Source organism: Quadrisphaera sp. INWT6, assembly GCF_015390235.1.
Lineage (GTDB): Bacteria > Actinomycetota > Actinomycetes > Actinomycetales > Quadrisphaeraceae > Quadrisphaera.
Window position 1 is genome coordinate 417568 of the sequence record NZ_VUOH01000005.1, and the last position, 22685, is coordinate 440252.

Annotated in this window: 21 protein-coding genes; 17 read left to right on the top strand and 4 right to left on the bottom strand. The window is 75.2% G+C overall.

Annotated elements, in window-relative coordinates; all coding sequences use genetic code 11:
* The first annotated feature begins 92 nt into the window (after positions 1-92).
* The 8 genes from F1641_RS16880 (at position 93) to dnaB (ending at position 9056) form a co-directional block, all read left to right on the top strand.
* Positions 93-1256: a transglycosylase domain-containing protein gene (locus F1641_RS16880; protein WP_194907450.1), complete on the top strand. Its 1164-nt coding sequence runs from the start codon at positions 93-95 to the stop codon at positions 1254-1256.
* 26 nt (positions 1257-1282) lie between these two features.
* On the top strand, positions 1283-2299 hold the full coding sequence (locus F1641_RS16885; protein ID WP_194907451.1) for a penicillin-binding transpeptidase domain-containing protein: 1017 nt from the start codon (positions 1283-1285) through the stop codon (positions 2297-2299).
* A gap of 8 nt (positions 2300-2307) precedes the next feature.
* A complete protein-coding gene (locus F1641_RS16890; protein ID WP_194907452.1) occupies positions 2308-3750 on the top strand; it encodes a glycosyltransferase 87 family protein in 1443 nt (480 codons plus the stop codon).
* A gap of 114 nt (positions 3751-3864) precedes the next feature.
* Complete coding sequence (rpsF, locus tag F1641_RS16895) at positions 3865-4155, top strand: 30S ribosomal protein S6 (protein WP_194907453.1); 291 nt, start codon at positions 3865-3867, stop codon at positions 4153-4155.
* Between the two features lie 95 nt (positions 4156-4250).
* Positions 4251-4805 (top strand): single-stranded DNA-binding protein, encoded by a 555-nt coding sequence (locus F1641_RS16900; protein WP_194907454.1) that lies wholly within the window; start codon positions 4251-4253, stop codon positions 4803-4805.
* Positions 4806-4948: 143 nt separating this feature from the next.
* Positions 4949-5185, top strand: a complete 237-nt coding sequence (rpsR, locus tag F1641_RS16905; RefSeq protein WP_109772846.1) for a 30S ribosomal protein S18 — start codon at positions 4949-4951, stop codon at positions 5183-5185.
* 13 nt (positions 5186-5198) lie between these two features.
* Positions 5199-5648, top strand: coding sequence for a 50S ribosomal protein L9 (gene rplI, locus F1641_RS16910; protein ID WP_194907455.1), 450 nt, complete (start codon positions 5199-5201; stop codon positions 5646-5648).
* Positions 5649-6491: 843 nt separating this feature from the next.
* Positions 6492-9056, top strand: a complete 2565-nt coding sequence (gene dnaB / locus F1641_RS16915; protein WP_255515014.1) for a replicative DNA helicase — start codon at positions 6492-6494, stop codon at positions 9054-9056.
* Between the two features lie 32 nt (positions 9057-9088).
* Here the strand turns inward: dnaB and F1641_RS23460 are convergent, their stop codons facing one another.
* The 3 genes from F1641_RS23460 to F1641_RS22575 form a co-directional block, all read right to left on the bottom strand.
* Positions 9089-9892 (bottom strand): siderophore-interacting protein, encoded by an 804-nt coding sequence (locus F1641_RS23460; RefSeq protein WP_194907457.1) that lies wholly within the window; start codon positions 9890-9892, stop codon positions 9089-9091.
* A gap of 49 nt (positions 9893-9941) precedes the next feature.
* Positions 9942-10481, bottom strand: coding sequence for a transglycosylase family protein (locus tag F1641_RS22570; protein ID WP_309225671.1), 540 nt, complete (start codon positions 10479-10481; stop codon positions 9942-9944).
* A gap of 215 nt (positions 10482-10696) precedes the next feature.
* Complete coding sequence (locus tag F1641_RS22575; RefSeq protein WP_194907459.1) at positions 10697-11278, bottom strand: transglycosylase family protein; 582 nt, start codon at positions 11276-11278, stop codon at positions 10697-10699.
* Between the two features lie 301 nt (positions 11279-11579).
* Between F1641_RS22575 and F1641_RS16935 the strand changes: the two genes are divergently transcribed.
* The 5 genes from F1641_RS16935 to F1641_RS16955 all read left to right on the top strand — a co-directional run bounded on the left by F1641_RS16935 (position 11580) and on the right by F1641_RS16955 (position 17437).
* Entirely contained in the window at positions 11580-13067 is a 1488-nt protein-coding gene (locus F1641_RS16935; protein ID WP_309225672.1) for a DNA polymerase IV, read from the top strand.
* A 284-nt stretch (positions 13068-13351) separates the two neighbouring features.
* Positions 13352-15055, top strand: a complete 1704-nt coding sequence (locus F1641_RS16940; RefSeq protein WP_194907461.1) for a DEAD/DEAH box helicase — start codon at positions 13352-13354, stop codon at positions 15053-15055.
* 214 nt (positions 15056-15269) lie between these two features.
* Positions 15270-15572: a DUF1540 domain-containing protein gene (locus F1641_RS16945; protein WP_194907462.1), complete on the top strand. Its 303-nt coding sequence runs from the start codon at positions 15270-15272 to the stop codon at positions 15570-15572.
* Positions 15573-15686: 114 nt separating this feature from the next.
* Positions 15687-16085: an ATP-binding protein gene (locus F1641_RS16950; protein ID WP_194907463.1), complete on the top strand. Its 399-nt coding sequence runs from the start codon at positions 15687-15689 to the stop codon at positions 16083-16085.
* A gap of 20 nt (positions 16086-16105) precedes the next feature.
* Complete coding sequence (locus F1641_RS16955) at positions 16106-17437, top strand: MFS transporter (RefSeq protein ID WP_309225673.1); 1332 nt, start codon at positions 16106-16108, stop codon at positions 17435-17437.
* Positions 17438-17444: 7 nt separating this feature from the next.
* Here the strand turns inward: F1641_RS16955 and F1641_RS16960 are convergent, their stop codons facing one another.
* The gene (locus tag F1641_RS16960) at positions 17445-18047 is read right to left on the bottom strand and encodes a GNAT family N-acetyltransferase (RefSeq protein WP_194907464.1); all 603 of its coding nucleotides are present in this window, start codon (positions 18045-18047) and stop codon (positions 17445-17447) included.
* A gap of 71 nt (positions 18048-18118) precedes the next feature.
* Here F1641_RS16960 and F1641_RS16965 point away from each other — a divergent pair, with 71 nt between their 5' ends.
* From F1641_RS16965 to F1641_RS16980, 4 genes are read left to right on the top strand one after another with little or no spacing between them, the layout of a single operon-like run.
* Complete coding sequence (locus tag F1641_RS16965) at positions 18119-19411, top strand: lycopene cyclase family protein (RefSeq protein WP_194907465.1); 1293 nt, start codon at positions 18119-18121, stop codon at positions 19409-19411.
* Complete coding sequence (locus tag F1641_RS23465) at positions 19408-20064, top strand: phosphatase PAP2 family protein (RefSeq protein WP_194907466.1); 657 nt, start codon at positions 19408-19410, stop codon at positions 20062-20064. Before F1641_RS16965 ends, F1641_RS23465 begins: the two co-directional genes overlap by 4 nt.
* Positions 20061-21848 carry an ABC transporter ATP-binding protein gene (locus tag F1641_RS16975; RefSeq protein WP_194907467.1) on the top strand — a complete coding sequence of 596 codons (1788 nt, stop codon included), beginning with the start codon at positions 20061-20063 and terminating at the stop codon, positions 21846-21848. Before F1641_RS23465 ends, F1641_RS16975 begins: the two co-directional genes overlap by 4 nt.
* Before the next feature lie 45 nt (positions 21849-21893).
* Positions 21894-22682, top strand: coding sequence for a haloacid dehalogenase type II (locus tag F1641_RS16980; protein ID WP_194907468.1), 789 nt, complete (start codon positions 21894-21896; stop codon positions 22680-22682).
* Positions 22683-22685: the final 3 nt, after the last annotated feature.

Genomic DNA, 22685 nt, shown 5'->3' on the forward strand with positions numbered 1-22685 from the left:
GCGGGGGCTCCCCGCGCCCCCAGGGCGGTGGCCAGCGGCCCCCCGCACGCCCCGCCCGCCGCCGGCGCTGGCTCCCGGCGGTGCTGGGAGGGATGCTGCTGATCGTCCTCGTCGTGGCCGGCGTCGGCGCGTTCGCCTACGCCTCGACGTCGGTGCCCACCATGAAGGAGGACGCGCTCGTCGCCACGACGACCGTCTACTACTCCGACGGCACGACCGTCATGGGCGAGCTGAACAACGGCATCGACCGCAAGCCGCTCACCGCGGAGCAGATGCCCCAGGCGGCCAAGGACGCGGCCGTCGCCAGCGAGGACCGGACCTTCTACGAGAACAAGGGCGTCTCGGTCACCGGCATCGGCCGCGCGGTCTGGGGCGTCATCACCGGCAACTCCGACCTCGGCGGCGGGTCGACGATCACGCAGCAGTACGTCAAGAACATCACCGGCAACGACCAGCGCGCCTACACGCGCAAGGCCACCGAGGCGATCCAGGCCCTCAAGGTCGACCAGAAGTACAGCAAGGACCAGATCCTCACGAGCTACCTCAACACGGTGTACTTCGGGCGCGGCGCCTACGGCATCGGCGCGGCGACCGAGGCGTACTTCGGGCCCGACGTCGACCCGACCCAGCTCACGCACGAGCAGGCCGCCTTCCTCATCGGCATCCTCCCGGCGCCCTCCGCCTGGGACCCGGCCACCGACACGGGTGGGAACGCGCAGAAGCGCTACACCTACGTGATGGGCGCCCTGCAGGGCATGGGCAAGATCTCCGCGGACGAGGTCGCCGCCAACCCGACGATCCCCACGATCGCCGAGCAGCTCAAGCCGCAGTGGTTCCAGGGGCCGAACGGGTACGTGCTCCAGTCCGTCGTCGATGAGGTCAAGGGTCTCGACAACGGGCTCACGGTGGCGACCCTCGACGGTGGTTCGCAGCGCGTCACGACGTCGGACCAGGTGGCCACCTCGGGCCTGTCGATCGTCTCGACCATCGACGCGACCAAGCAGCAGGCCGCCATCGACACGATGAACGACAAGAACGCCTACCCCACCAGCGGGCGCCCCGACACCGTTCGCGCGGGCCTCGTCTCCATCGACCCGGCCACCGGCGGAGTCGTCGCGATGTACGGCGGCCCCGACCCGCTCGGAGCCACGACCGGCGTCAACGCGATCACCCAGGCGAGCGCCCAGGCCGGTTCGACGTTCAAGCCGATCACCCTGCTCGCTGCTCTGGACGACCCAGCAGCGGCATCACCCTGAGCAGCACCTTCAGCGGACGCAGCCCGATGACCTTCGCCAACACACCGGTGAGCAACTTCGGTGGGCAGTCCCTCGGCCAGATGAACCTTGTCGCTGCCACGGCGGACTCCGTGAACACGATCTACATGCAGCTGAACGATGAGATCGGCCCCGAGAAGACCGCTGCGGCCGCCGCAGCCCTCGGCATCGACATGGACGACCGCGCGAAGTCCGCGGTCTCCAACGTGCTGGGCAGCTCGGCGGTCAACCCGCTCCAGATGGCGCAGGCCTACGCGGCGCTGGCGAACGGGGGAACGGTCCGTCCGGCGCACTTCGTCGCCGAGGTCCGCCAGGGCGACGAGACGCGCTACAGGGCAGGTCGCGACAAGGACACCACGCCCTTCTCCGAGCAGGCCGTGGCCGACACCGTCTACGCGATGCAGGCCGTCACCAAGAGCGGCGGCACGGCGGCGAGCGTCGGCAAGGCGTTCGGCAACCGCCCGATCGCCGGGAAGACCGGCACCACGAACGACAGCAAGGCGGCGTGGTTCAACGGCTTCACACCGCAGCTGGAGACAGCCGTCGTCCTGTACAACCCCGGGCCCGCGCCGGACTACGAGGAGCTCGGCCTGGGCCGGTGGGGTGGGGTCAAGAGCGACATCACCGGTGGCACGATCCCGGCCAAGATATGGACCTCGTACATGACGAAGGCGCTCAAGGACACGAAGGTCGAGAAGTTCGCGAGCCCGTCGAAGCAGGTCAGCTCCAGCCCCTCGCCCACGGCGACGGCCACCCCGACGCCCACCGACACCGCCTCGGCGACGCCGACGGGCGACCCCTCGGCCTCGCCCTCGGAGTCGCCCACCGACGGGGAGGACGGCGCCACCGAGGGGCCCACCGAGGACGCCGGCGACACCCCGCAGGCGGCCGGTGCCCCCTCGATCGCCGACCGCGCCGCGGCGCGGCTCGGCGCCGCCGCCCAGGCGGCCCAGGGCGGTCCTGGGCAGGGCCGGGGTGCGGGTGGCCCCGCCGCCGGCCCCGGTGCGGGCCGCGCGCAGGGCTGACGCGGGCGGTGGCGCACCCCGCGGGTCCCGGCTCCGCTGACAGGCCCGACCGGGTCGACCGGCCCGACCGGCCCGGTGACGACGACCCGGTGGTCCGCGCCGCCAGCGCGCTGGTCGGGGGGCCCCTCGGCCGGCGCGCCGGCAGCACGCTGACAGGAGCGCGGGGTCCGGCGGTGCTGCTCGCCCTGGCGGCGGTGCTGCCCGTGGCCCTCGCGGCCCTGCTGCGCCAGCACTGCCGGACCACCGGCTGGGCCTCGCCCGACCAGTACGTCCACGCCTGCTACTCCGACGTCCCGGCCCTGGTGGGCACCGGCGCAGCGCCCGGCGGCGCGAGCGGTCAGCCGCCCACCACCGCCGTCGTCCTGCGCCTGCTCGACCTCGCGACCGGTACTCCCCGCGGCGCCTTCGACCTGTCGGTGGTGCTGGCGGCCCTCTGCCTCTCGGTGGCGGCGGTCCTGGTGGTCAGGGCGCGCAGCACCTCGGGCTCCCCCTGGGACGCGGCGCTGGTGGCGCTGAGCCCCGTCGTCGTGGTCGCCGGGCTGGTGTCGGTGGACCTCGTCGGCGTCGCGCTGCTGGCGGGGGCGCTCCTGGCCCTCGCCCGGCGCCGACCGGCCGTGGCCGGCGCCCTGGTCGGCCTCGCGGCCGGCGTCCGGCCGGTGGCGGCCCTGGTCCTGGTCGCGCTGTGGCTGGTGGTCCTCGTCGGGCGCCGCGAGCACGCCCGCGCCCGCCGGCGCAGCGGTGACGCCGGGGAGCCGCTCGGACCGCTGGAGGCCCTCGCCGCCACCGCCGCCGCCGTGCTGGCCGCAGGACTGGTCACGCTCGCCGCCCGGGTGGGCACGAGCACGCAGCCGGGTGGCTCGCGCTGGTGGGACGGCGGGGGCAGTGCGGGCTTCGGCTCGGTCTGGCTGCTCCCGAGCCTGCAGGGCACCCTGCCCGACGGCTCGCAGGTGCCCTGGGGCCCGCTGCCCGCCACCGCCGTGTCGGTGCTGGCGGGGGTCGGCCTGCTCGTCGTCGTCCTGCTCGGCGCCGCGGCGGCAGCGCGGACCGTCGGCGCGGACCCGGTCGCGCGCCTGGCGGCCGTGGCGCTCGTCCTCGTGGGCGGCGCGCTCGTCGTCTCCCCCTCGGTGCCGGTGCAGGCGACCCTGGTGCTGCTGCCGCTGGCGGCCGTCGCCGCACCCCGCTGGCGCGACCACCTGCTCTGGGGCCTCGCCGAGTGCGCGGCCGCCACGGGCACCTGGCTGTACATCTACGCCACCAGCTCCGAGGACGGCCGGGGGCTCTCGCCCGGCGGCTACGCGGTGGTCCTCGTGGTGCGCCTCCTGGCGGTGGGCTGGCTCGCGGCCCAGGGGGTCCGGCTGGTGGGGCGGCGCAGCCCGCGCGAGCGCTCGGCGGGGTCGGCCGAGCCCGGACCAGCGGCGGGACCGGAGCGGCTGGAGCAACCGGTAGCATGAGGGGTGGTCCGCCTGTGCGGACCGCACGCCGCTGCCTCCACCGCCCTGGTGGGGAGCGGCACCTCCTGTCACGGAGAGACCGTGACCGCCGAGTCCAGAGGAGGTGGGTCGCTGATGCGCGCCTACGAACTGATGGTCATCCTCGACGCCGAGCTCGAGGAGCGCACCGTCGCTCCCTCGCTCGACCGGTTCCTGAACGTCGTCCGCAACGACGGTGGCACCGTCGACAACGTCGACATCTGGGGCCGTCGTCGCCTGGCCTACGACATCGACAAGAAGTCCGAGGGCATCTACGCCGTCGTGACGATGCAGGCCGAGCCGGCCACGGCCAAGGAGCTCGACCGCCAGCTCAACCTCAACGAGGCCGTGCTGCGGACCAAGCTCATGCGCCCGGACGCCCGCTGACCCGACGTCGACCCGCTGTCACCGGCGGCTGCTAGACCAGCAGCCGGACCAGCGACCGACGCCCAGCCGCTGACGAGAACACCCGAGGAGCCCCCATGGCCGGCGAGACGACGATCACCGTGATCGGCAACCTGACGAGCGACCCCGAGCTGCGGTTCACCCCGTCCGGGGCTGCCGTGGCGGGCTTCACCGTGGCCTCCACGCCGCGCACGTTCGACCGCCAGAGCAACGAGTGGAAGGACGGCGAGACGCTGTTCATGCGCTGCTCGGTCTGGCGCGACGCCGCGGAGAACGTGGCCGAGTCGCTGACCCGCGGCTCGCGCGTCGTCGTCGTCGGCCGCCTGGTCTCGCGCTCGTACGAGACCAAGGAGGGCGAGAAGCGCACCGTCGTCGAGATGCAGGTCGACGAGGTCGGTCCCTCCCTGCGCTACGCCACCGCGAAGGTCAACAAGACCCAGCGCAGCGGCGGCGGAGGCTTCGGCGGCGGTTCCGGCGGGGGCTCGTCCTCCGGCGGCGGCCAGCAGTCGAACGACCCGTGGGCCACCGGCCCGTCGGGCGGGGGCTCGTCCTCCGGCGGCTCCGGCGGGGGCTCGTCCTCCGGCGGCGGCAGCTGGGGCGGCGGCTCCTTCAACGACGAGCCGCCGTTCTGACGGTCGGCCCGGTCGGCCACCAGGCCTGAACCACCAGCACCACCCGCTCCACACGCGGGCGGAGCACCCGCTCCCGCCCGTCTGACCCACCACCATCCCGGCCCCTGCCAGCGGGGCCGGGCTCCGAGAGAGGGAGCTCCACGATGGCCAAGCCCGCTGTGCGCAAGCCCAAGAAGAAGGTCAACCCGCTCAAGGCGGCGAAGATCACCACGGTCGACTACAAGGACACCGCGCTGCTGCGGAAGTTCATCTCCGACCGCGGCAAGATCCGCGCCCGCCGTGTGACCGGGGTGTCCGTCCAGGAGCAGCGCCAGATCGCCACCGCCGTGAAGAACGCGCGCGAGATGGCCCTGCTGCCCTACACCAGCTCGCCCCGCTGAGAGGACTGACGAGATGAAGCTCATCCTCACGCAGGAGGTCACCGGCCTCGGTGCGCCCGGCGACATCGTCGAGGTCAAGGACGGCTACGGCCGCAACTACCTCGTGCCCCGCGGTCTGGCCACCGGCTGGACCAAGGGCGGCGAGAAGCAGGTGGCGTCCATCCGCGCCGCCCGCGCTTCCCGCGAGCTGGCCTCGGTCGACGAGGCCAAGGCCGTCAAGCAGCGCCTCGAGAACGCCTCCGTGCGCCTCGCGGTGCGCACCGGCACCGGCGGCCGCCTGTTCGGCTCCGTGACGCCGTCCTCGGTCGCCTCGGCGGTCAAGGACAGCACCGGCACCTCCGTCGACCACCGCAAGATCGAGATCGGCAACCCGATCCGCTCGACCGGTGAGTACACGGTGCAGGTCCGCCTGCACCCGGAGGTCTCGGCCTCCATCGACGTGCAGGTCGTCGCCGAGGCCTGAGCCCCGGCCTCCTGCAGCGCCGCTGCAGCACCCGACGCCGCCCGTCCCGCACCCCGCGGGGCGGGCGGCGTCGTGCGTGCGGGGCGCGGGCCGTGCCGGTGGTCCTGTGGTCGCCGCGAGCGGGTGGCCCTGGGGGCCTTGGGGCTGCACGCGGGCAGCTCCGTGCAGGTCTTGGCGATCGGTGGGCTCCCAGGGGCTCTGCGGGCCACGGACCGCCAAGACCTGCAGCAGTCCACCCCTCGCCGGGGGTGGCCGCTGAGGCCGGTGGGCGCTGGGCCGACGAGGTGGACGGTGGGTCGCAGCGGGTGGGAGTCGCGGATCACCGCAGCGTCACCACCGGCGCGTCTGCCGCGACACGCCGGTGTCACGACACGCCGACACCTGCGGTTCACCCTGTGGATGACGAACTGTCCACACCCCGTGGATGGACATCGAGGCTGCTCACAGCCTGTCCTGCGGTGATCCACACGGAGTTATCCACAGTTGTCCACAGGCTTGTCCCCAGGTTGTGGATAACTCTGCGCCCTTCCGGTGCAGGTGGGAGGCCCGCCCCGCTCGCTGTCCACAGGCCCCGCGCGCCGCCGGTGCAGAACCGCTCCGGTGGAGCCCGCGGGGCGCTTACCGTCGCAGGTGCACCCCCGGGTGCACCGCCCCCGCAGCAGCGACGTCCCGGCCTCCGCCCCTTCCTCCGACGACTGCTCACCGGGTGGGTCGCCGGGATGTCAGTGGTGCGTGGCTTGATGTGCGGGTGGCCGGGTGCACGGGACCGGGTGCAGGAGCAGGACCAGGAGGAGCGGGAGACCGCTCGGGTCAGGACGGGAGGGCGGGCGCGGATGTCACTGGCTGACCTGGAGCACTACGAGTCCTCCGGCGGCCCCAGCGAGGAGCTGGGCCGCACGCCCCCCGCAGGACGTCGCCGCGGAGATGAGCGTGCTCGGCGGCATGATGCTGAGCAAGGACGCCATCGCCGACGTCGTCGAGCAGATCCGCGGCACCGACTTCTACCGCCCGGCCCACGAGCTCGTCTACGACGCGATCATGGACCTCTACGGCCGCGGCGAGCCGGCCGACGCCATCACGGTGGCCGCCACGCTGACCCGCAAGGGCGAGATCGGCCGCGTCGGCGGGCAGGCGTACCTGCACACGCTGATCTCCTCGGTGCCCACCGCGGCCAACGCCGGCTACTACGCCCGGATCGTGCGCGAGCGGGCCGTGCTGCGCCGCCTCGTCGAGGCCGGCACCCGCATCGTCCAGCTCGGCTACAGCGCCGAGGGCGGCGACGTCGACGCGCTCGTCAACACCGCCCAGGCCGAGGTCTACGCGGTCACCGACCAGCGCCAGACCGAGGACTACGTGCCCCTGGGCTCGACGATCGAGGCGACGATCGACGAGATCGAGGCCTCCAGCCACCGCGGCGACGGGATGATCGGCGTCCCCACCGGCTTCACCGACCTGGACGCCCTCACCAACGGCCTCCACGGCGGCCAGATGATCGTCATCGCCGCCCGCCCCGCCATCGGAAAGGCCCTGGCGCTCGACACGCCCCTGCCCACGCCGACGGGCTGGACGACGATGGGCGAGGTCGCCGTGGGCGACGAGGTCATCGCGGCCGACGGCACCCCCACGCGGGTCGTCGCGGCGACCGAGGTGCTGGTCGACCGACCCTGCTACGAGGTGGTCTTCGACGACGGCACCACCGTCGTCGCCGACGCCCAGCACCAGTGGGCCACGCAGGACCGCTCGGAGCGACGCAGGGGAGCCCCGCCGCGGATCCGCACCACCGAGCAGATGGCACGGACGGTGCGGTGCGGCACAGCTGACGGTCGCGCCGAGCACACGGTGGCGGTCGCTGCTCCCCTGGCGCTGGGGGACCGACAGCTCCCCATCACCCCCTACGCCCTGGGCATCTGGCTCGGTGACGGTCACACGGACTCGGCGCGCATCTCGACCGCTGACCACGAGGTCGTCATGCACCTCGAGTCCGAGGGTTACGAGATGCGCCGTGTCGGCAGCACGATCAGCTACGGGTGGTCCCTCGTGCACCCGGAGGTCTCAGACCGGTCCTGCGTCGTCTGCGCGGCCACCTTCCGTCCGCGCACGTCACAGGTGCGGACGTGCGGGCGTTCCTGCGGCGGTCGGGCGCAGGCCGTCAGCGCGCCCTCGCCGGCTCCCACGTGTCCGGACTGCGGGCGGCCGTCGACAGGGCTGGGCCGCTGCTCGACCTGCCACCAGGAGCGCGGTTCGGTCCGGGCTCTGCTGCGGGGACTCGGTGTGCTGGGGGAGAAGCACATCCCTGCGGCGTACCTCAGGAGCAGCGAGTCGCAGCGGCGTGCCCTCCTCGCTGGCCTCCTCGACAGCGACGGCACGGTCAACCCCACGGGCAGCGTGCAGTTCGCGGTGACCGACGAGCGCCTGGCGCGGGACGTCCAGGAGCTCGTCCTGAGCCTGGGGTACCGCTGCGGGGTGTCGCAGAAGCAGGTCAGGACGCGGAACGCAGCACGGGCGACCTGTTCCACCATCACCTTCACGACGGAGGACGACGTCTTCTGGCTCGAGCGCAAGCGACTGGTGCACAAGGACCGCCGCCGCCCGGGCACGGCCCGCACGCGTCAGCGGTCCGTCGTCAGCGTCGCTCCGGTGCCCAGCGTGCCGGTGCGGTGCATCGAGATCGAGCACCCGTCGCACCTGTACCTCGCGACGCGGTCCATGGTGCCGACGCACAACTCCACGATCGGGCTGGACATCCTGCGGTCGGCCTCGATCAAGAACAACATGCCCGCCGTCGTCTTCTCCCTGGAGATGGGCAAGACGGAGATCACCATGCGCCTGCTGTCCGCGGAGGCCAAGGTGCCGCTCCAGCACATGCGCAAGGGCACGATGCGCGAGGAGGACTGGACCCGCCTGGCCAAGACCATGGGCGCGGTCAGCGAGGCCCCGCTCTTCATCGACGACAGCCCCAACATGACGCTGATGGAGATCCGCGCCAAGTGCCGGCGCCTCAAGCAGCAGCACGGGCTCAAGCTCGTCGTCATCGACTACCTGCAGCTGATGACGTCGGGCAAGAAGGTCGAGAGCCGCCAGCAGGAGGTCTCGGAGTTCTCCCGCGCGCTGAAGCTGCTGGCCAAGGAGCTCGAGGTCCCCGTCATCGCGATCTCGCAGCTCAACCGAGGCCCCGAGCAGCGCACCGACAAGAAGCCGGCGATGTCCGACCTGCGCGAGTCCGGCGCGATCGAGCAGGACGCCGACATGATCATCCTGCTGCACCGCGAGGACGCCTACGAGAAGGAGAGCCCCCGCGCCGGCGAGGCCGACCTCATCGTCGCCAAGCACCGCAACGGACCGACGGACACGATCGTGGTGGCCTTCCAGGGCCACTACTCGCGGTTCGTCGACATGGCCGCCGGCTGACGCCAGCGGCCCGCCAGCTGCGAGCCGGGGCCTCAGGCGACGTCGGCGTCCATCGCCGAGATGAAGTCGCGCTTCACCGCGCGCCACGCCTCGTCGGTCATCGTGCGGCGCCAGTACGGCGAGCACGACATGTCCGAGCGCTGCAGCCCGCGCTCGACGAGCAGGTGGCGGCGCACCGCACGGATCTCCTCGGCCTCCCCGTGCACGAAGGCGTGCACCTGCCCGGGCGGGAAGTCCAGGGCGCGCGCAGCCTCCGCGAGGAGCTCGCCGTCCGACGCGCTGCCGGTGCGGACGAGCCAGGCGACGTCGACGTCGCCGGGGCTGGACAGCGGCACGCGGTGCTCCGGGCCGTCGCACACCAGACGCACCACGGCCCTTGCGTCGGGGTGCAGCGCCTCCAGGGAGGCCGCGATGGCCGGCAGGGCCGACTCGTCGCCCAGCATCAGGTGCCAGGCGGCATCGGCGTCGGGCCGGTAGCCGCAGGCGGGACCCTCCAGGACCAGCACGTCACCGGCCCGGGCGGCTGCGGCCCAGCGCCCGGCCACACCCTCGTCGCCGTGCACCACGAAGTCGATCGCCAGCTCGCGGAGCACCGGGTCCCACGAGCGGACGGTGTAGCGGCGGCGCACGGGCTGGAGCTCCCGGGGGAGCCCCAGCCCGCGCACCTCCTGCGGGTCGAACACCGGGCCGTAGGGCGCGCCCTCGGGCGCGAAGGCCAGGTTGACGTAGGCGTCGGTGCCGTCGGCCATGGTGAAGCCGTCGAGCCCGGGGCCGCCGAGCACCACCCTCACGAGGGTGGGGGTCAGCTTCTCGGTCCGCACCACGTCTGCATGCACCACGCCATGTTAGGCAGACCTAAGACAACGGTGTGCACGCCAGGAGCGCTCAGACGGAGAGGGTGGTCCCCACCCGGAGGCGGTCCGGGTCGGCGCCGATGACGGCGGTGTTGGCGGCGTGCAGGGCCTGCCACGAGGTCCCGTGGGCGGCGGCGATGCGCGAGAGCGTGTCTCCGCTGCGCACCACGTAGGAGCCTCCGGAGGTCGCGGCCGCAGGGGCCGCGGCGCGGTCGCTGGAGCGCGACGCGCTCGTCGCGCTGCGGGAGGCGGTCACCTCGTCGGCAGCGGCCGAGCCGCCCTCGTCGGCGCTCGACAGACCGAGCTTCTTGGAGCAGGAGGGCCAGGCGCCCCAGCCCTGGACGGCCAGGACCTTCTCGGCGGTGGCGATCTGCCCGGCCCGGGAGGCGAGGTCGGCGCGGGAGGCGTACTGCCCGCCGCCGAAGCCCTGCCACGTGCTCTGCGAGAACTGCAGGCCGCCGTAGTAGCCGTTGCCGGTGTTGATGGACCAGTCGCCGGTGCTCTCGCACTGGGCGAGGCGGTCCCACGTGGACCCGGTGGCGGCCTGGGCCGCGGTGCCGGTCAGGGCCACCAGCGGAGCGGTCAGGAGCGATGCTGCTGCGACGCCTGCGAGGAGGCGGCGGGTCGAGGGACGTCGGACGCGGAAGGTTCGAGTCATTTCAGTCATCGCGACCCAAACTGACACACATCACTCAGAGTGTCGACCTCCTCCTCGGGGGTCGCTCTGCGTGATCTCCTGTCTGGGGGCCGGCCCCGGCAGGCGTCTGCCGAGGTCAGCCCGGCGAGTCAGACGCTGAGCACCTGGCCGGAGAAGATGCGGTTCGGGTTGCTGCCGATGACGCCCTTGTTGGCCGACCAGATGGCCTGCCAGGTGGTTCCCCGCGCCGCGGCGATCGAGGCGAGGGTGTCGCCGGCGCCGACCGTGTAGGAGCCGCTCGGAGCCGGCGGGGCGGCGGTGCGCGCCGCCGAGCGCGAGGCCTGCGCGGTGCGCGTCACGTCGGGCGCCGCAGCGGCCGAGCCGGCCTTGTCGGCGTTGCTCAGGCCCAGCTTGCGCGAGCACGAGGGCCAGGCGCCCCAGCCCTGCTTCGCGAGGACCTTCTCGGCCGTGGCGATCTGCTGCTCGCGGCTGGCCAGGTCGGCACGGGAGGCGTAGTCGCCTCCGCCGAAGGCCTTCCAGGTGCCGCTGGAGAACTGCAGGCCGCCGTAGTAGCCGTTGCCGGTGTTGATGGACCAGTCGCCGGTGCTCTCGCACTGCGCCAGGCGGTCCCACGTGGACCCGCTGGCCGCGGACGCCGGCGCTGCGACGGCCACCACGGGCGCGGCGGCCACGGCGGCGGTGGCGGCGATCCCGAGCGCACGGCGTGCCACCCGGTTCGGCTGCGTCTGGGCGCGGTGGCGTGCCGTGGATGCGCTCAAGGGTCATGACCTCCGTGTCGGTGAGCCCCCGGGCGCGCGCCGCCCCGGCGGACGACGTGGTCGGCCGGGGCCCAGCGCTGCGGGGCGAACGCCCACAACCTACGCAGACCCTGTGCGCCTCCGACAGGTTTTGGTGGGAATCCGGCCAGATCTGTGGACGGCCGGTCATCGGATGGCCGGTCGCGTCCGGTCGCCGTGCCGGTCGCGCTCCCCGGCGCGAGCGCGCGGCGCCCCGGGCGCCTACCGTCAGCGGGTGCCGCCCACCCCCGCGGGCCCGGCCGGTCGGACGGTCCTGCACGTCGACCTCGACGCCTTCTACGCCGCCGTCGAGCAGCGCGACAAGCCCTCCCTGCGCGGCAAGCCCGTGGTCGTCGGCGGCACCGCGTGGCGGGGGGTCGTCGCCACGGCGTCGTACGAGGCGCGGGCCTTCGGCGTCGGCTCGGCCATGCCCACGGCGGCCGCTCGCCGCGCCTGCCCGTGGGCCGCCTACCTCTCGCCCCGGTTCTCGGCCTACCGGACGGCGTCGTCGCAGGTCATGGCGCTGCTCGCGGAGCTGGCCGGGCCAGCGGGCCTGATGGAGCCCCTCTCGCTCGACGAGGCGTACGTCGACCTGTCCGGCTCCTCCACCGGTCCGGAGGACGACGGCGTGCTCGCCGCGGCGGCGGCCTTCCGCGAGCGGGTGCGCACCGAGGTGGGGCTGACCGCGTCGGTGGGGGTGGGGACCAGCAAGCTCGTGGCCAAGGTCGCCTCGGACCTGCGCAAGCCCGACGCGCTGCTGGTCGTCCCCGCGGGTCAGGAGCGGTCGGTGCTGGCGCCGCTGGGCGTCCGGAGCCTGCCGGGGGTGGGGCCGGCCACGCAGGCCCGCCTGGCGGGGCTGGGGGTGAGCACCGTCGGGCAGCTGGCGGCCACCGACGAGCGCGAGCTGGTCGGCCTCCTGGGTCGCGCGGCCGGAGCGGCGCTGCACGCGGCGGCCCTGGGTGTCGACCACCGCCCCGTGGTGCCCGAGCGCGAGGCGAAGTCCGTCTCCGCGGAGGAGACCTTCGCCACCGACGTCGTCGACAGGGCCGTGCTCGCGGGTGAGCTGCGCAGGATCGCCGGCCGCGTGGCCGAGCGGCTGCAGGCCGCGGACCTGCGCGGGCGGACCGTGACGGTCAAGGCCAAGCGCTACGACTTCTCCACCCTGGCCCGGTCGGCCACGACGGCGGCGGGGACGACGGCGGGGACGACGGCGGGGGCGGGGACCGTCGCCAGCGCCGAGGAGATCGTCGCGGCCGCGCTCCCGCTGCTCCAGGCGATCGACGCGACCGGCGGCCTGAGGCTGCTCGGGGTGGGCGTCTCCGGGCTGGTGGGGGCGACGGACGACCTCGACGCCCCGGTCCAGACCGACCTCCTCGCCGCCCTCGCCGACGTGGAGGCCGAGCACGCCGAGCACCGCGATCACGGCGGCGGCGCCCCGGACGGAGCTCCTGGCGACGTCGACGCGGCGACCGGGGTCGAGGACGTCGAGGAGGTCGAGGCCGCCGCGCCGCCGAATGCCGCCGCACCCGCCGCACCCGCCGAGCGGCAGTGGCGCCCGGGACAGGACGTGGTGCACGACGAGCACGGCGCCGGCTGGGTCCAGGGGTCCGGGGTGGGCCGCGTGACGGTGCGGTTCGAGGGTCCGCACACGGGGGTCGGGAAGGCGCGCACCTTCCGGGTGGACGACGACGCGCTGCAGGTCGCCGATCCGCCGACCTGGTGACGCTGGGGCGTGACGCACGGGACTCGTGTTCCACGTGTGACGGATGTGGTGTGTCGCTGTCGGTCGGCGCGCGGCATGAGGCACACTGGGGGTGCGCGGCAGCGCCTGGGACGTCGAGCGCGAGCGCTCGACCCGGGCCGCCGATCCCCAGCACCACCTCCCGCGCCGCGCCGGCGTGACGCCCCGGCGGGAGGTGACCAGCCCGGAGCGGCCCCCAGCGGGCCCGCCCGACGCCCTGCTGCCGCGCGCTGCGCGTGCCCGGGGCACGAGACGACAGGACCCCCATGCCCACCACCCCCGGTCACCACACCCCCGGCCACAACGGCCCCGGCCACAGCGCGCAGGGCCCGGCCCGCGAGGCCGGCTCCGGCGCCCCGCGCCGCCGCCGCGGCGGTCGCGGTCGCAGCGGCTCCCCCCAGGGCCCCCCGGCCGCCGGCCAGGCCCCTCGGGACGCGCGCGACGCGGCTCCGGCCGACCGCGCCGCCGCGGTGCCCTCGCAGCGGCCCGTCCGCCCCGCGGCCCCGGAGCACTCCCCGGCCGCCCCCGCCGCAGCGACCCCGGCGGCCCCGCTGGGCAGCGCTCCCGCGACCACCGCCGCCGACGCCTCGGCGCCGTCGTTCGCCGCCCTCGGCGTCCCGGCCCCGCTCGTAGCGAGCCTGGCCGCGTCCGGTGTCACCAGCCCGTTCCCGATCCAGGCCGCCACGCTGCCGGACACCCTCGCGGGCCGCGACGTGCTCGGCCGCGGCCGCACCGGCTCGGGCAAGACCATCGCCTTCGCGCTGCCGCTGGTGGCGCGCGTGGCCGCCGGCTCCGCGGCGCGGGCCCCCCGCCGCCCCCGCGGCCTCGTGCTCGCCCCGACCCGCGAGCTCGCCACCCAGATCGCCGCGACCGTCGAGCCGCTGGCCAAGGCCGCCGGCCTGCGCACCACCGTGATCTTCGGCGGGGTCCCGCAGGGGCGCCAGGTCACCGCCCTGGCGGGCGGCGTCGACATCGTCATCGCCTGCCCGGGCCGCCTCGAGGACCTGCTGCGCCAGCGCGAGCTCACCCTCGACGGCGTCGAGGTCACCGTCCTGGACGAGGCCGACCACATGGCCGACCTGGGCTTCCTGCCCGGCGTGCGCCGCCTGCTCGACGCCACCCCGGCCGGCGGCCAGCGCCTGCTCTTCTCCGCGACGCTGGACAACGGCGTCGACGTGCTGGTCAAGCGGTTCCTCGTGAACCCCCTGACGCACTCGGTCGACAGCGCGACCGCCCCGCCGCCGGCGATGACCCACCACGCGCTCCACGTCTCCGACGTCGGCGCCAAGAACGACGTCGTGCGCCACCTCGCCTCCGGCACCGGGCGCCGCGTGCTGTTCCTGCGCACCAAGCACCAGGCCAAGAAGCTGGCCAAGCAGCTCACCGCCCAGGGCATCCCCGCCGTCGACCTGCACGGCAACCTGTCGCAGAACGCCCGCGTGCGGAACCTGGACGCCTTCTCCTCCGGCGAGGTGAAGGTGATGGTCGCCACCGACATCGCGGCCCGCGGCATCCACGTCGACGACGTCGAGCTCGTCGTGCACGTCGACCCGCCGACCGAGCACAAGGCCTACCTGCACCGCTCCGGGCGCACCGCGCGCGCCGGCTCCGGCGGTGACGTGGTCACCGTCGTGCTGCCGGAGCAGAACCGCGAGGTGGCCGTGATGATGCGCCAGGCGCGCATCACCGCCGAGCAGCACCAGCGCACGACGGCGGCGTCCGACGTCGTCCTGCGCCTCACCGGCGAGGTCGCCCCCCACGTCGAGCCCGCGCCGGTCGCCCCGGTGCAGCAGCAGCCCGCGCGCTCGTCCGCGGGGCGCGGCGGCTCGGGCGGCCGCGGCGGCTCGGGCGGTCGTGGGGCGGCTGGCGGCCGCAGCACCGGCCAGCGCTCCAGCGGCGGCCAGGGCCGCGGCGGCAGCGCCCGTCGCAGCGGCGGACCGACGACGTACACCACCTCGTCGTACCGCTGACGCACAGCACCTCCTGACGAGGAAGGGCAGCCTCACCGAATTCTGGTGAGGCTGCCCTTCCTCTTTCTCCTGAGGGCAGCCTCACCGAATATGAGAACGGCGTTGTTGTTTATCTCGAACGGCCTCTGACCTGGGGTGTCGCGCTGGTGGAATTCGAGTCTCCGCCTTATGGTGAGCCAAAAGAATTGCTTCTCCGACGACCTTGGAGGTCACCATGGCCACGCTCGAGATGCCCGCCGTCAGCGAGTGCACCGTCGCCGGCTGCTCGTACAACCACGACGGCTGCCACGCCTTCGCCATCACCGTCAGCGGTGGTGACGGCTCCGCCGACTGCGGCACCTTCATCCCGCTCGGCACCAAGGGCGGCCTCGACAAGGTCGTCGCCCAGGTGGGCGCCTGCTCGCGCACCGAGTGCTCGTTCAACGCCGACCTCGAGTGCTCGGCCAGCTCCATCCGCGTGGGCGCCGGCGCCAGCGGCGCGGACACCGCCGCCTGCCTCACCTACACCGCCCGCTGAGCCCCGCGGGGCCCGGCGCCGAGCGCGCCGGCACCGCTCTCCGACCGCCGGTCGTCACGCGCTGTGACGGCCGGCGGTTGCCGTCTGGCGCCGCCGGGAGACACTGAGACCCCCATGGCGCGCCACCTCCCTCCCCTCGACACGGTCCGGGTCTCCTTCGACCTGCCGTGCGACGTCGCGTCCGCGGGCGCGGCGAGGCGGCTGGTGGTGCAGCGCTGCCGCGAGGCGGGCGTCGGGCAGGACGAGCTGGAGACCCTCGAGCTGCTGGTCAGCGAGGTGGTCACCAACGCCGTGCTCCACGGCCGCAGCGACGTCCACCTCGAGCTGGCCGTCCACGGCCGCCGGGTCGGAGTGCGCGTCGGCGACGACAACTCCCGCCGCCCCAAGGTGCAGAAGAGCGACGCCGGCGCCCTGGACGGCCGCGGCCTGGCGATCCTCGACGTCGTCGCCCGCCGCTGGGGCGTCGACGACGCACCCGTCGGCAAGGTCGTGTGGTTCGAGCTCGACGTCTGACCCTCCGCCACACTGGGCCCGTGGCGAGCACCAGATCACCGTGGCGCGCCTGGACGGTCTGGGCGGTGGCGGTGGTGGCCTACGTGGTCGCCGTGCTGCAGCGGACCTCCTTCGGCGTGGCCGGGCTCGACGCCGTGGAGAGGTTCGGCACCACCGCCAGCGCCGTGGCCCTGTTCACCGTGCTGCAGCTGGTGGTCTACGCGGCGCTGCAGGTGCCCGCGGGGGTGCTGCTCGACCGGTACGGCACGCGGCGCCTGGTCGTGGCGGGCGGCCTGCTCATGGCCCTGGGGCAGCTGGTGCTCGCGGTGGGGGCGGTGCTGCCGCTGGCGGTGCTGGGGCGGGTGCTGGTGGGCGCCGGTGACGCGCTGACGTTCATCAGCGTGCTGCGCCTGGTGGGCGCCTGGTTCCCCGCGCGCCACGCGCCGGTGGTGACGCAGCTGACCGGTCTGATGGGCCAGCTGGGCCAGGTCCTCTCGGCGGTGCCGCTGGTGGCGCTGCTGGCGGTGCGGGGGTGGACGACGGCGTTCGCGTCCGCCGCGGCGCTCGGCGTGCTGGCGGCGGTGCTGGTCGCCCTCGTGGTGCGCGACGCCCCCGGGGTGCGCTCGCGCTCGGGGCCGCCGCTGAGCTGGTCGAAGGCGGGCAGCGACCTGGTGCGGGCGTGGCGCCACCCCGGCACGCGGCTGGGGCTGTGGAGCCACTTCGTCACGCAGTTCCCCGGCACGGTGTTCGCGCTGATGTGGGGCTTCCCGTTCCTGGAGCGGGGCGAGGGGGTCCCGCAGGCCACGGTCAGCGCGCTGTTCACCGCGTACGTGGTGGCCGGCCTCGTGGCCGGTCCCCTCCTGGGGGTGCTGGTCTCGCGGCACCCGCTGCGGCGGTCGTGGCTGGTGCTGACCATCGTGGCGTTCAACGCGGCCGCGTGGACGGCGGTCATCGCCTGGCCGGGGCCGGCGCCGCTGTGGCTGCTCGGGGTGCTGGTGCTCGCTCTGGCCAGCGGCGGACCGGGCTCGATGGTGGGCTTCGACTACGCCCGCACCTTCAACCCCGCCGACCGGCAGGGCACCGCGACCGGCATCGTCAACGTCGGCGGGTTCGTGGCGAGCCTGGTGGTGGTGCTGGCCGTCGGGGTGGTGCTCGACGCGACCGGGGGCGACTACTCCCTCGACGACTTCCGCACCGCGTTCAGCGTCCAGTACGTCATCTGGGCGGTCGGCCTCGTCGGGGTGCTGGCCACCCGGCGGAAGGTCCGGGCGCAGCTGGCCGCCGAGGGCGTGGTGGTGCCCCCGATCAGGGTGGCGCTGGCGCAGCGGTTCCCGCGCCGGGTGCGCTCCGACGAGGGCCGCCGCCGGCGCTGAGCTCCGCTCAGGCGGGGGGCGGCGTCGCCTTCACCACGGGGATCATCCCGGTGGTGACCGGGTCCGGCGGGGCCAGGTCGCTCGGGCGGAGCCGGAACGCGCGCAGGTGCAGGTCGTAGTACTTGTCGGTCTCGCCGACCCACTCCATGCCCAGGCGGCGCGCGATCCACTCGGCGCGCTCGTTGCCGGGGCGGATGACGGCGAACACCTCGGCGGCGCCCTGCTCGAAGGCCCACGCGGCCAGGCCGCGCACGCCCTCGCTGGCGTAGCTGTGGCCCCAGTGCTCGGGGGCCAGCTGCCACGCGATCTCGAGGTCGGCGTCGTGCGGGGGCATCGTGCGCAGCACCAGGGCGCCGACCACGACGCCGTCGTCCTTGCGGGCGAGCGCCCACCGGCCGACGAACTGCTCGAGGTCGCCGTCCTGGCGGACCTGCTCGTGCTCCCACGCCTCGAAGAGCTCGAGCATCTCGGCCTCGTCGGCCACCGCCTCGGCGGCCGGGGCCAGCCAGCGGGCGACGCGGTCGTCGCCGAAGACGGCCAGCGCTGCGGCGACGTCGGAGGGCTCCCAGTCGCGGACGACGAGGCGCTCGGTGGTCACGAGGGTGCTCACGGGCGACACGGTAGCGCTCGTCCGGGACCCCTCCGCGTGACGATCGCCGGCCTGTGGGCGAGCATCGACGGGTGCGACGAGCGTCCCTCCCGGCAGACGCGGTGCTCCTGGGCTCCGGGGGAGCGGGGACGGCGGTGCTCCACCAGCTCGCGCTGGCCCTGGAGGGGCCCGGTGGTGCCGGCGGCCGTCGCAGCGCGCCGCTGCGCGTCGTCGTCGTCGACCCGCTCGACCGCCTGGTGGAGCGCCCGGCCGACCGCACCTGGTGCTCCTGGGTGGAGCGCGGCTCCGCCGCCGAGGCGTCGCTGGCCCCCGCGGTGCACCGCGCCTGGGACGCCGTGCACGTCGTCGCCCCCGGCGGCGCCGACCTCCCCCTCGACCTGGGGCGCCTGCGGTACGCGATGGTCCGCGGCGAGGACTACTACGCCCACGTCGCCGCGCTGGTCGACCGCGCCCGCGAGCGCGGGGCCCTGGAGGTCGAGCACCTGGCCGCGACGGCGGACGGGGTGCGGGAGGACGGCGCGGGCGCCGTCGTCACCACCGGGGCGGGTGAGGTGCGCGGGTCGCTGGTGCTCGACTCCCGTCCGGCGCCGCCGGTGCGGGCGGCGACAAGCTCCCTGGTGCAGCACTTCCTCGGGGAGCGGGTGAGGGTCCCGGCGGCCGGCGTCGACCCGGACCGCGCGGTGCTCATGGACTTCTCGGTGCCGCAGCCTCCGACGGGCCTGGCCTTCGGCTACTGCCTGCCCACCGACGCCTCCACCGCCCTCGTGGAGCACACCGCGTTCGTGCCCGAGCTGCTCGACGGTGCGACCCAGGCCGCCGAGCTGGCCACCTACCGCCAGCGGGCGCTGGGGACCTCCGCCGGGACCGTCGAGCACTCCGAGACCGGTGCCATCCCCATGACCGACGCGGTGTTCTCCCGCCGCGCCTCCCCGCCGCCGGGTCTGGTCCGCAGCCGCGTGCTGCGGCTGGGCACGGCGGGTGGCGCGGTGCGCCCCTCCACCGGGTACGCGTTCTCCGCGATGCAGCGCGACGCCCGCGCCCTGGCCGAGCAGCTGGTCGGCGGGGTCGCGGGCGACCGGGTCGACCTGCCGCGCCCCTACCCCCGCCGCCACGCCTGGATGGACGCCCTCGTGCTGCGCGGCCTGCTGGCCGGTGGCGAGCGGGGCGGTCTCGACGGGCCCGACTTCTTCGTCCGGCTCTTCCGCCGCAACCCGCCGGAGCGGGTGCTGCGCTTCCTCGACGGGGTCACGAGCCCCGCCGAGGAGCTGGCGCTGATGGCCACCTCCCCGCGGGGCACCATGCTGCGCACGGCCGCCGCCGACGCCCGCTCCCGCGCTGCGCGGCTGGGGGGGACCTCCCGGTGAGCCACCGGGCGCGGCGGCTCCTGCTCGTCGCCGCGGGCGTGCTGGCGGCCCTGGCCGTCGCGGTCTGGGCCGACGCGACGCACGACGGGCTGCTGGCCCGGCTCGACGCTCCCGCGAAGGCCGCGGGTGAGGCGCTGCGCTCCCCCGGCCTGACACCGGTGGTGCACGCGGTCTCCGACCTCGGCACCACGCCCTACCGGGCGGTGCTGGCGGCGGCGGTGGCCGTGCCCCTGGCGCTGCGCTGGCGCTCGTGGCGGCCGGCGGTCTACGGCCTCCTGGTGGTCGGCCTCTCGCCGGCCGTCAGCGCCAGCGCCAAGCGCCTCGTGGACCGGCCGCGGCCTCCCGCGACCGACGCCCTCGAGGCCCCGCTCGACCCGTCCTTCCCCAGCGGCCACGCCACCGCGTCGGCGTCGCTGGCCACCGCGCTCGCCGTCCTGGCGGTCCTCGCCCTGCGCAGCGCCTCGGCCCGGGTGCTCGCCGTCGGTGCGGCGGGGGCGTTCGCGCTGGCGGTGGGGCTCACGCGCGTCTACCTGGGGGCGCACTGGCTGACCGACGTCCTCGCGGGCTGGTGCACCGGCGCCGCCCTCGCCCTGCTGCTGGCGGCTCTGGTCAGACCCGCCCGCCCGTCCGCGGCCACCGGGGCGCGGGGATGAGCTCCGCGGCGCCGACGAGCGGTCGGGTGGGCCTGCGGACCCTGCTGCCGCACCTGCGGGCACACCGCGGCCCCCTGCTGGGGGCGGCTGGCCTGTCGCTCGTCGGAGCCGCCGCGTCGCTGGCGCAGCCCCTGCTCGTCGGCCGGGTCATCACCACCGTCGAGGGCTCCCGGCCCGCGGGCGGCGCCGTCGTGGCCGTCGTCGTCGTGCTCGTGGCGGCCTCGCTGCTGGGGGCGGCGCAGCAGTACCTCCTGCAGCGCACCGCCGAGGGCGTGGTGCTCAGCACCCGCCGCCGGCTGGTCGACCGGCTGCTGCGCCTGCCCGTCGCCGAGATCGACGCCCGCCGCACCGGCGACCTCATCTCCCGCGTCGGCGCCGACACCACCCTGCTGCGGGCCGTGGTGACCTCCGGCCTGGTCGAGGTGGCCTCCTCGGTGGTCGTGGCCGTCGGTGCGGTGGTCGCGATGGCGCTGGTCGACCCCGTGCTCCTGCTCGTCACCCTCGCCGCCGTCTCGGTCGGGATGGTCGCCGGGGTCTCGGTGGGCCGCCGGCTGCGCGCCCTGGCCCGCGCCTCCCAGGAGCGCGTCGGCGCGATGACCGCCGCCGTCGAGCGGGCGCTCGGGGCGGTGCGGACCCTGCGCGCCTCCGGGGCCACCGACCGCGAGGTCGAGGCCGTCGGCGCCGCCGCCGCCCAGGCCTACGACGCCGGCGTCCGCGCCGCCCGGGTGCAGGCCCTCATCACCCCGCTGGTCGGCGTCTCGGTGCAGGGGGCCTTCGTGGCCGTCCTCGGCGTCGGCGGGTACCGCGTGGCCAGCGGCGCCCTCGGGGTCGCCGAGCTGGTGGCGTTCATCCTCTACCTGTTCCTGCTGGTCATGCCCCTGGGGCAGCTGCTCGGCGCCTACTCCCAGCTGCAGCTCGGGCTGGGGGCCCTCGAGCGGGTCGAAGAGGTGCTGGCCCTCGACCCCGAGGACCCGGCACCCCGCCCCACCGCGGCCGCCACCCGGCCCGGCGATCCCCTCGCCCGGCGACCGGACGCCCCCCTGCTCGCCCTCGACGCCGTCTCCTTCGCCCACCGCGGCAGCGACCGCCTCGTGCTCGACGGCGTCTCGTTCAGCGTCCCCCGCGGCACGCGCACGGCCCTGGTCGGCCCTTCCGGCGCCGGCAAGTCGACGCTGCTCGGGCTGCTGGAGCGCTTCGACGACCCGACCTCCGGCAGCATCCGCCTCGACGGCACCGACCTGCGCGACCTGCCCCGCGCCGCACTGCGCGCCCGGCTGGGCTACGTCGAGCAGGAGGCGCCCGTGCTCGCCGGGACGCTGCGCGAGAACCTCCTGCTGGCCGCACCGGGCGCCACCGAGGCGGAGGTCGCCGAGGTGCTCGCCGCCGTCGGGCTGACCGCGCTCGCCACCCGCTCGCCCCTCGGCCTGGAGGCGCAGGTCGGGGAGGCCGGCGTGATGCTCTCCGGCGGCGAGCGCCAGCGCCTGGCCATCTGCCGGTCCCTCCTGGCCCGCCCCGAGCTGCTGCTCCTCGACGAGCCCACCGCCAGCCTCGACGCCCGCAACGAGGCCGCGCTCGCCGAGGCGCTCGCCGCCGTCCAGCGCCACGGCGGGGGGACGGCGCTCGTCGTCGTCGCCCACCGGCTCTCCACCGTGGTGGACGCCGACCAGATCGTGGTGCTCGACGGTGGTCGCGTGGTCGGCGCCGGACGCCACGAGGAGCTGCTCGAGACCGCGCCGCTGTACCGCGAGCTCGCGGCGACCCAGCTGCTCGTGCCCCGTCCGTGAGCTGCTCGTGAGGCGGGAGCGTGAGGGCCGGGGCAGGCTCGTGCGGTGAGCACCGTTCCCGGCGACGACAGGTTCGCCACCCCGAGCGCCGACACCTCCCGCGACGCCGCGCGCGAGGGGGGCGACGCCCTCGACGGCGCCGAGCCCCCGCTGCGCGTGGTGCTCCTCGACGTCAACGGGACGCTGACCGACACCTCCCAGCTGGCCGGGGCGTTCGAGGCCGTCGGTGCCCCCGGCCACCTCGCGCAGACCTGGTTCACCGGGGTGCTCCGCGACGGCTTCGCCCTCGCGCTGCACGGCGACGCCCAGCGCTTCACCGACGTCGGCCTCGCCGGCGCCCGCTCGGTGCTCCACCACGCGGGCCTGCCCGCGGAGCGGCTGGAGGAGGCCGCGCTCGCCGTCGTCGAGGCGGTGGGCGAGCTGCCGCTGCACCCCGACGTGCTCCCCGGCCTGCAGGCCCTGCGCGAGCGCGGTCTGCGGCTCGTGCCGCTGTCGCAGGGCGCGGCCGGCACCACCGACCGCCTGCTGGCCGCCGGCGGCGCCGGTGACCTGGTGGAGGGGGCGCTGTCGGTGGCCGACGCCCCCGGCGGCCTGTGGAAGCCCGCGCCCAGCACCTACGCCTGGGCGCTCGACCAGGCCGGGGTGACCCCGCAGGAGGCGCTCCTCGTGGCCGCCCACCCCTGGGACGTCGACGGGGCCGCCCGCGCCGGGCTGACCACGGCCTGGGTCGACAGGCCGGGCCGGGCCGGGGCGCTCGGGCCGCACCCGGCGGTCATGACCGAGCCCGACCTCGCGGTCCCCGGTATCGACGCCCTGGCGGACCTCCTGCGCTGAGCC

Coding starts and splice junctions, on each gene's coding strand:
- F1641_RS16880 (WP_194907450.1), top strand. CDS start 93: ATGCTGCTGATCGTCCTCGTCGTGGCCGGCGTCGGCGCGTTCGCCTAC.
- F1641_RS16885 (WP_194907451.1), top strand. CDS start 1,283: ATGACCTTCGCCAACACACCGGTGAGCAACTTCGGTGGGCAGTCCCTC.
- rpsF (WP_194907453.1), top strand. CDS start 3,865: ATGCGCGCCTACGAACTGATGGTCATCCTCGACGCCGAGCTCGAGGAG.
- F1641_RS16900 (WP_194907454.1), top strand. CDS start 4,251: ATGGCCGGCGAGACGACGATCACCGTGATCGGCAACCTGACGAGCGAC.
- rpsR (WP_109772846.1), top strand. CDS start 4,949: ATGGCCAAGCCCGCTGTGCGCAAGCCCAAGAAGAAGGTCAACCCGCTC.
- rplI (WP_194907455.1), top strand. CDS start 5,199: ATGAAGCTCATCCTCACGCAGGAGGTCACCGGCCTCGGTGCGCCCGGC.
- F1641_RS16940 (WP_194907461.1), top strand. CDS start 13,352: ATGCCCACCACCCCCGGTCACCACACCCCCGGCCACAACGGCCCCGGC.
- F1641_RS16945 (WP_194907462.1), top strand. CDS start 15,270: ATGGCCACGCTCGAGATGCCCGCCGTCAGCGAGTGCACCGTCGCCGGC.
- F1641_RS16950 (WP_194907463.1), top strand. CDS start 15,687: ATGGCGCGCCACCTCCCTCCCCTCGACACGGTCCGGGTCTCCTTCGAC.
- F1641_RS16975 (WP_194907467.1), top strand. CDS start 20,061: ATGAGCTCCGCGGCGCCGACGAGCGGTCGGGTGGGCCTGCGGACCCTG.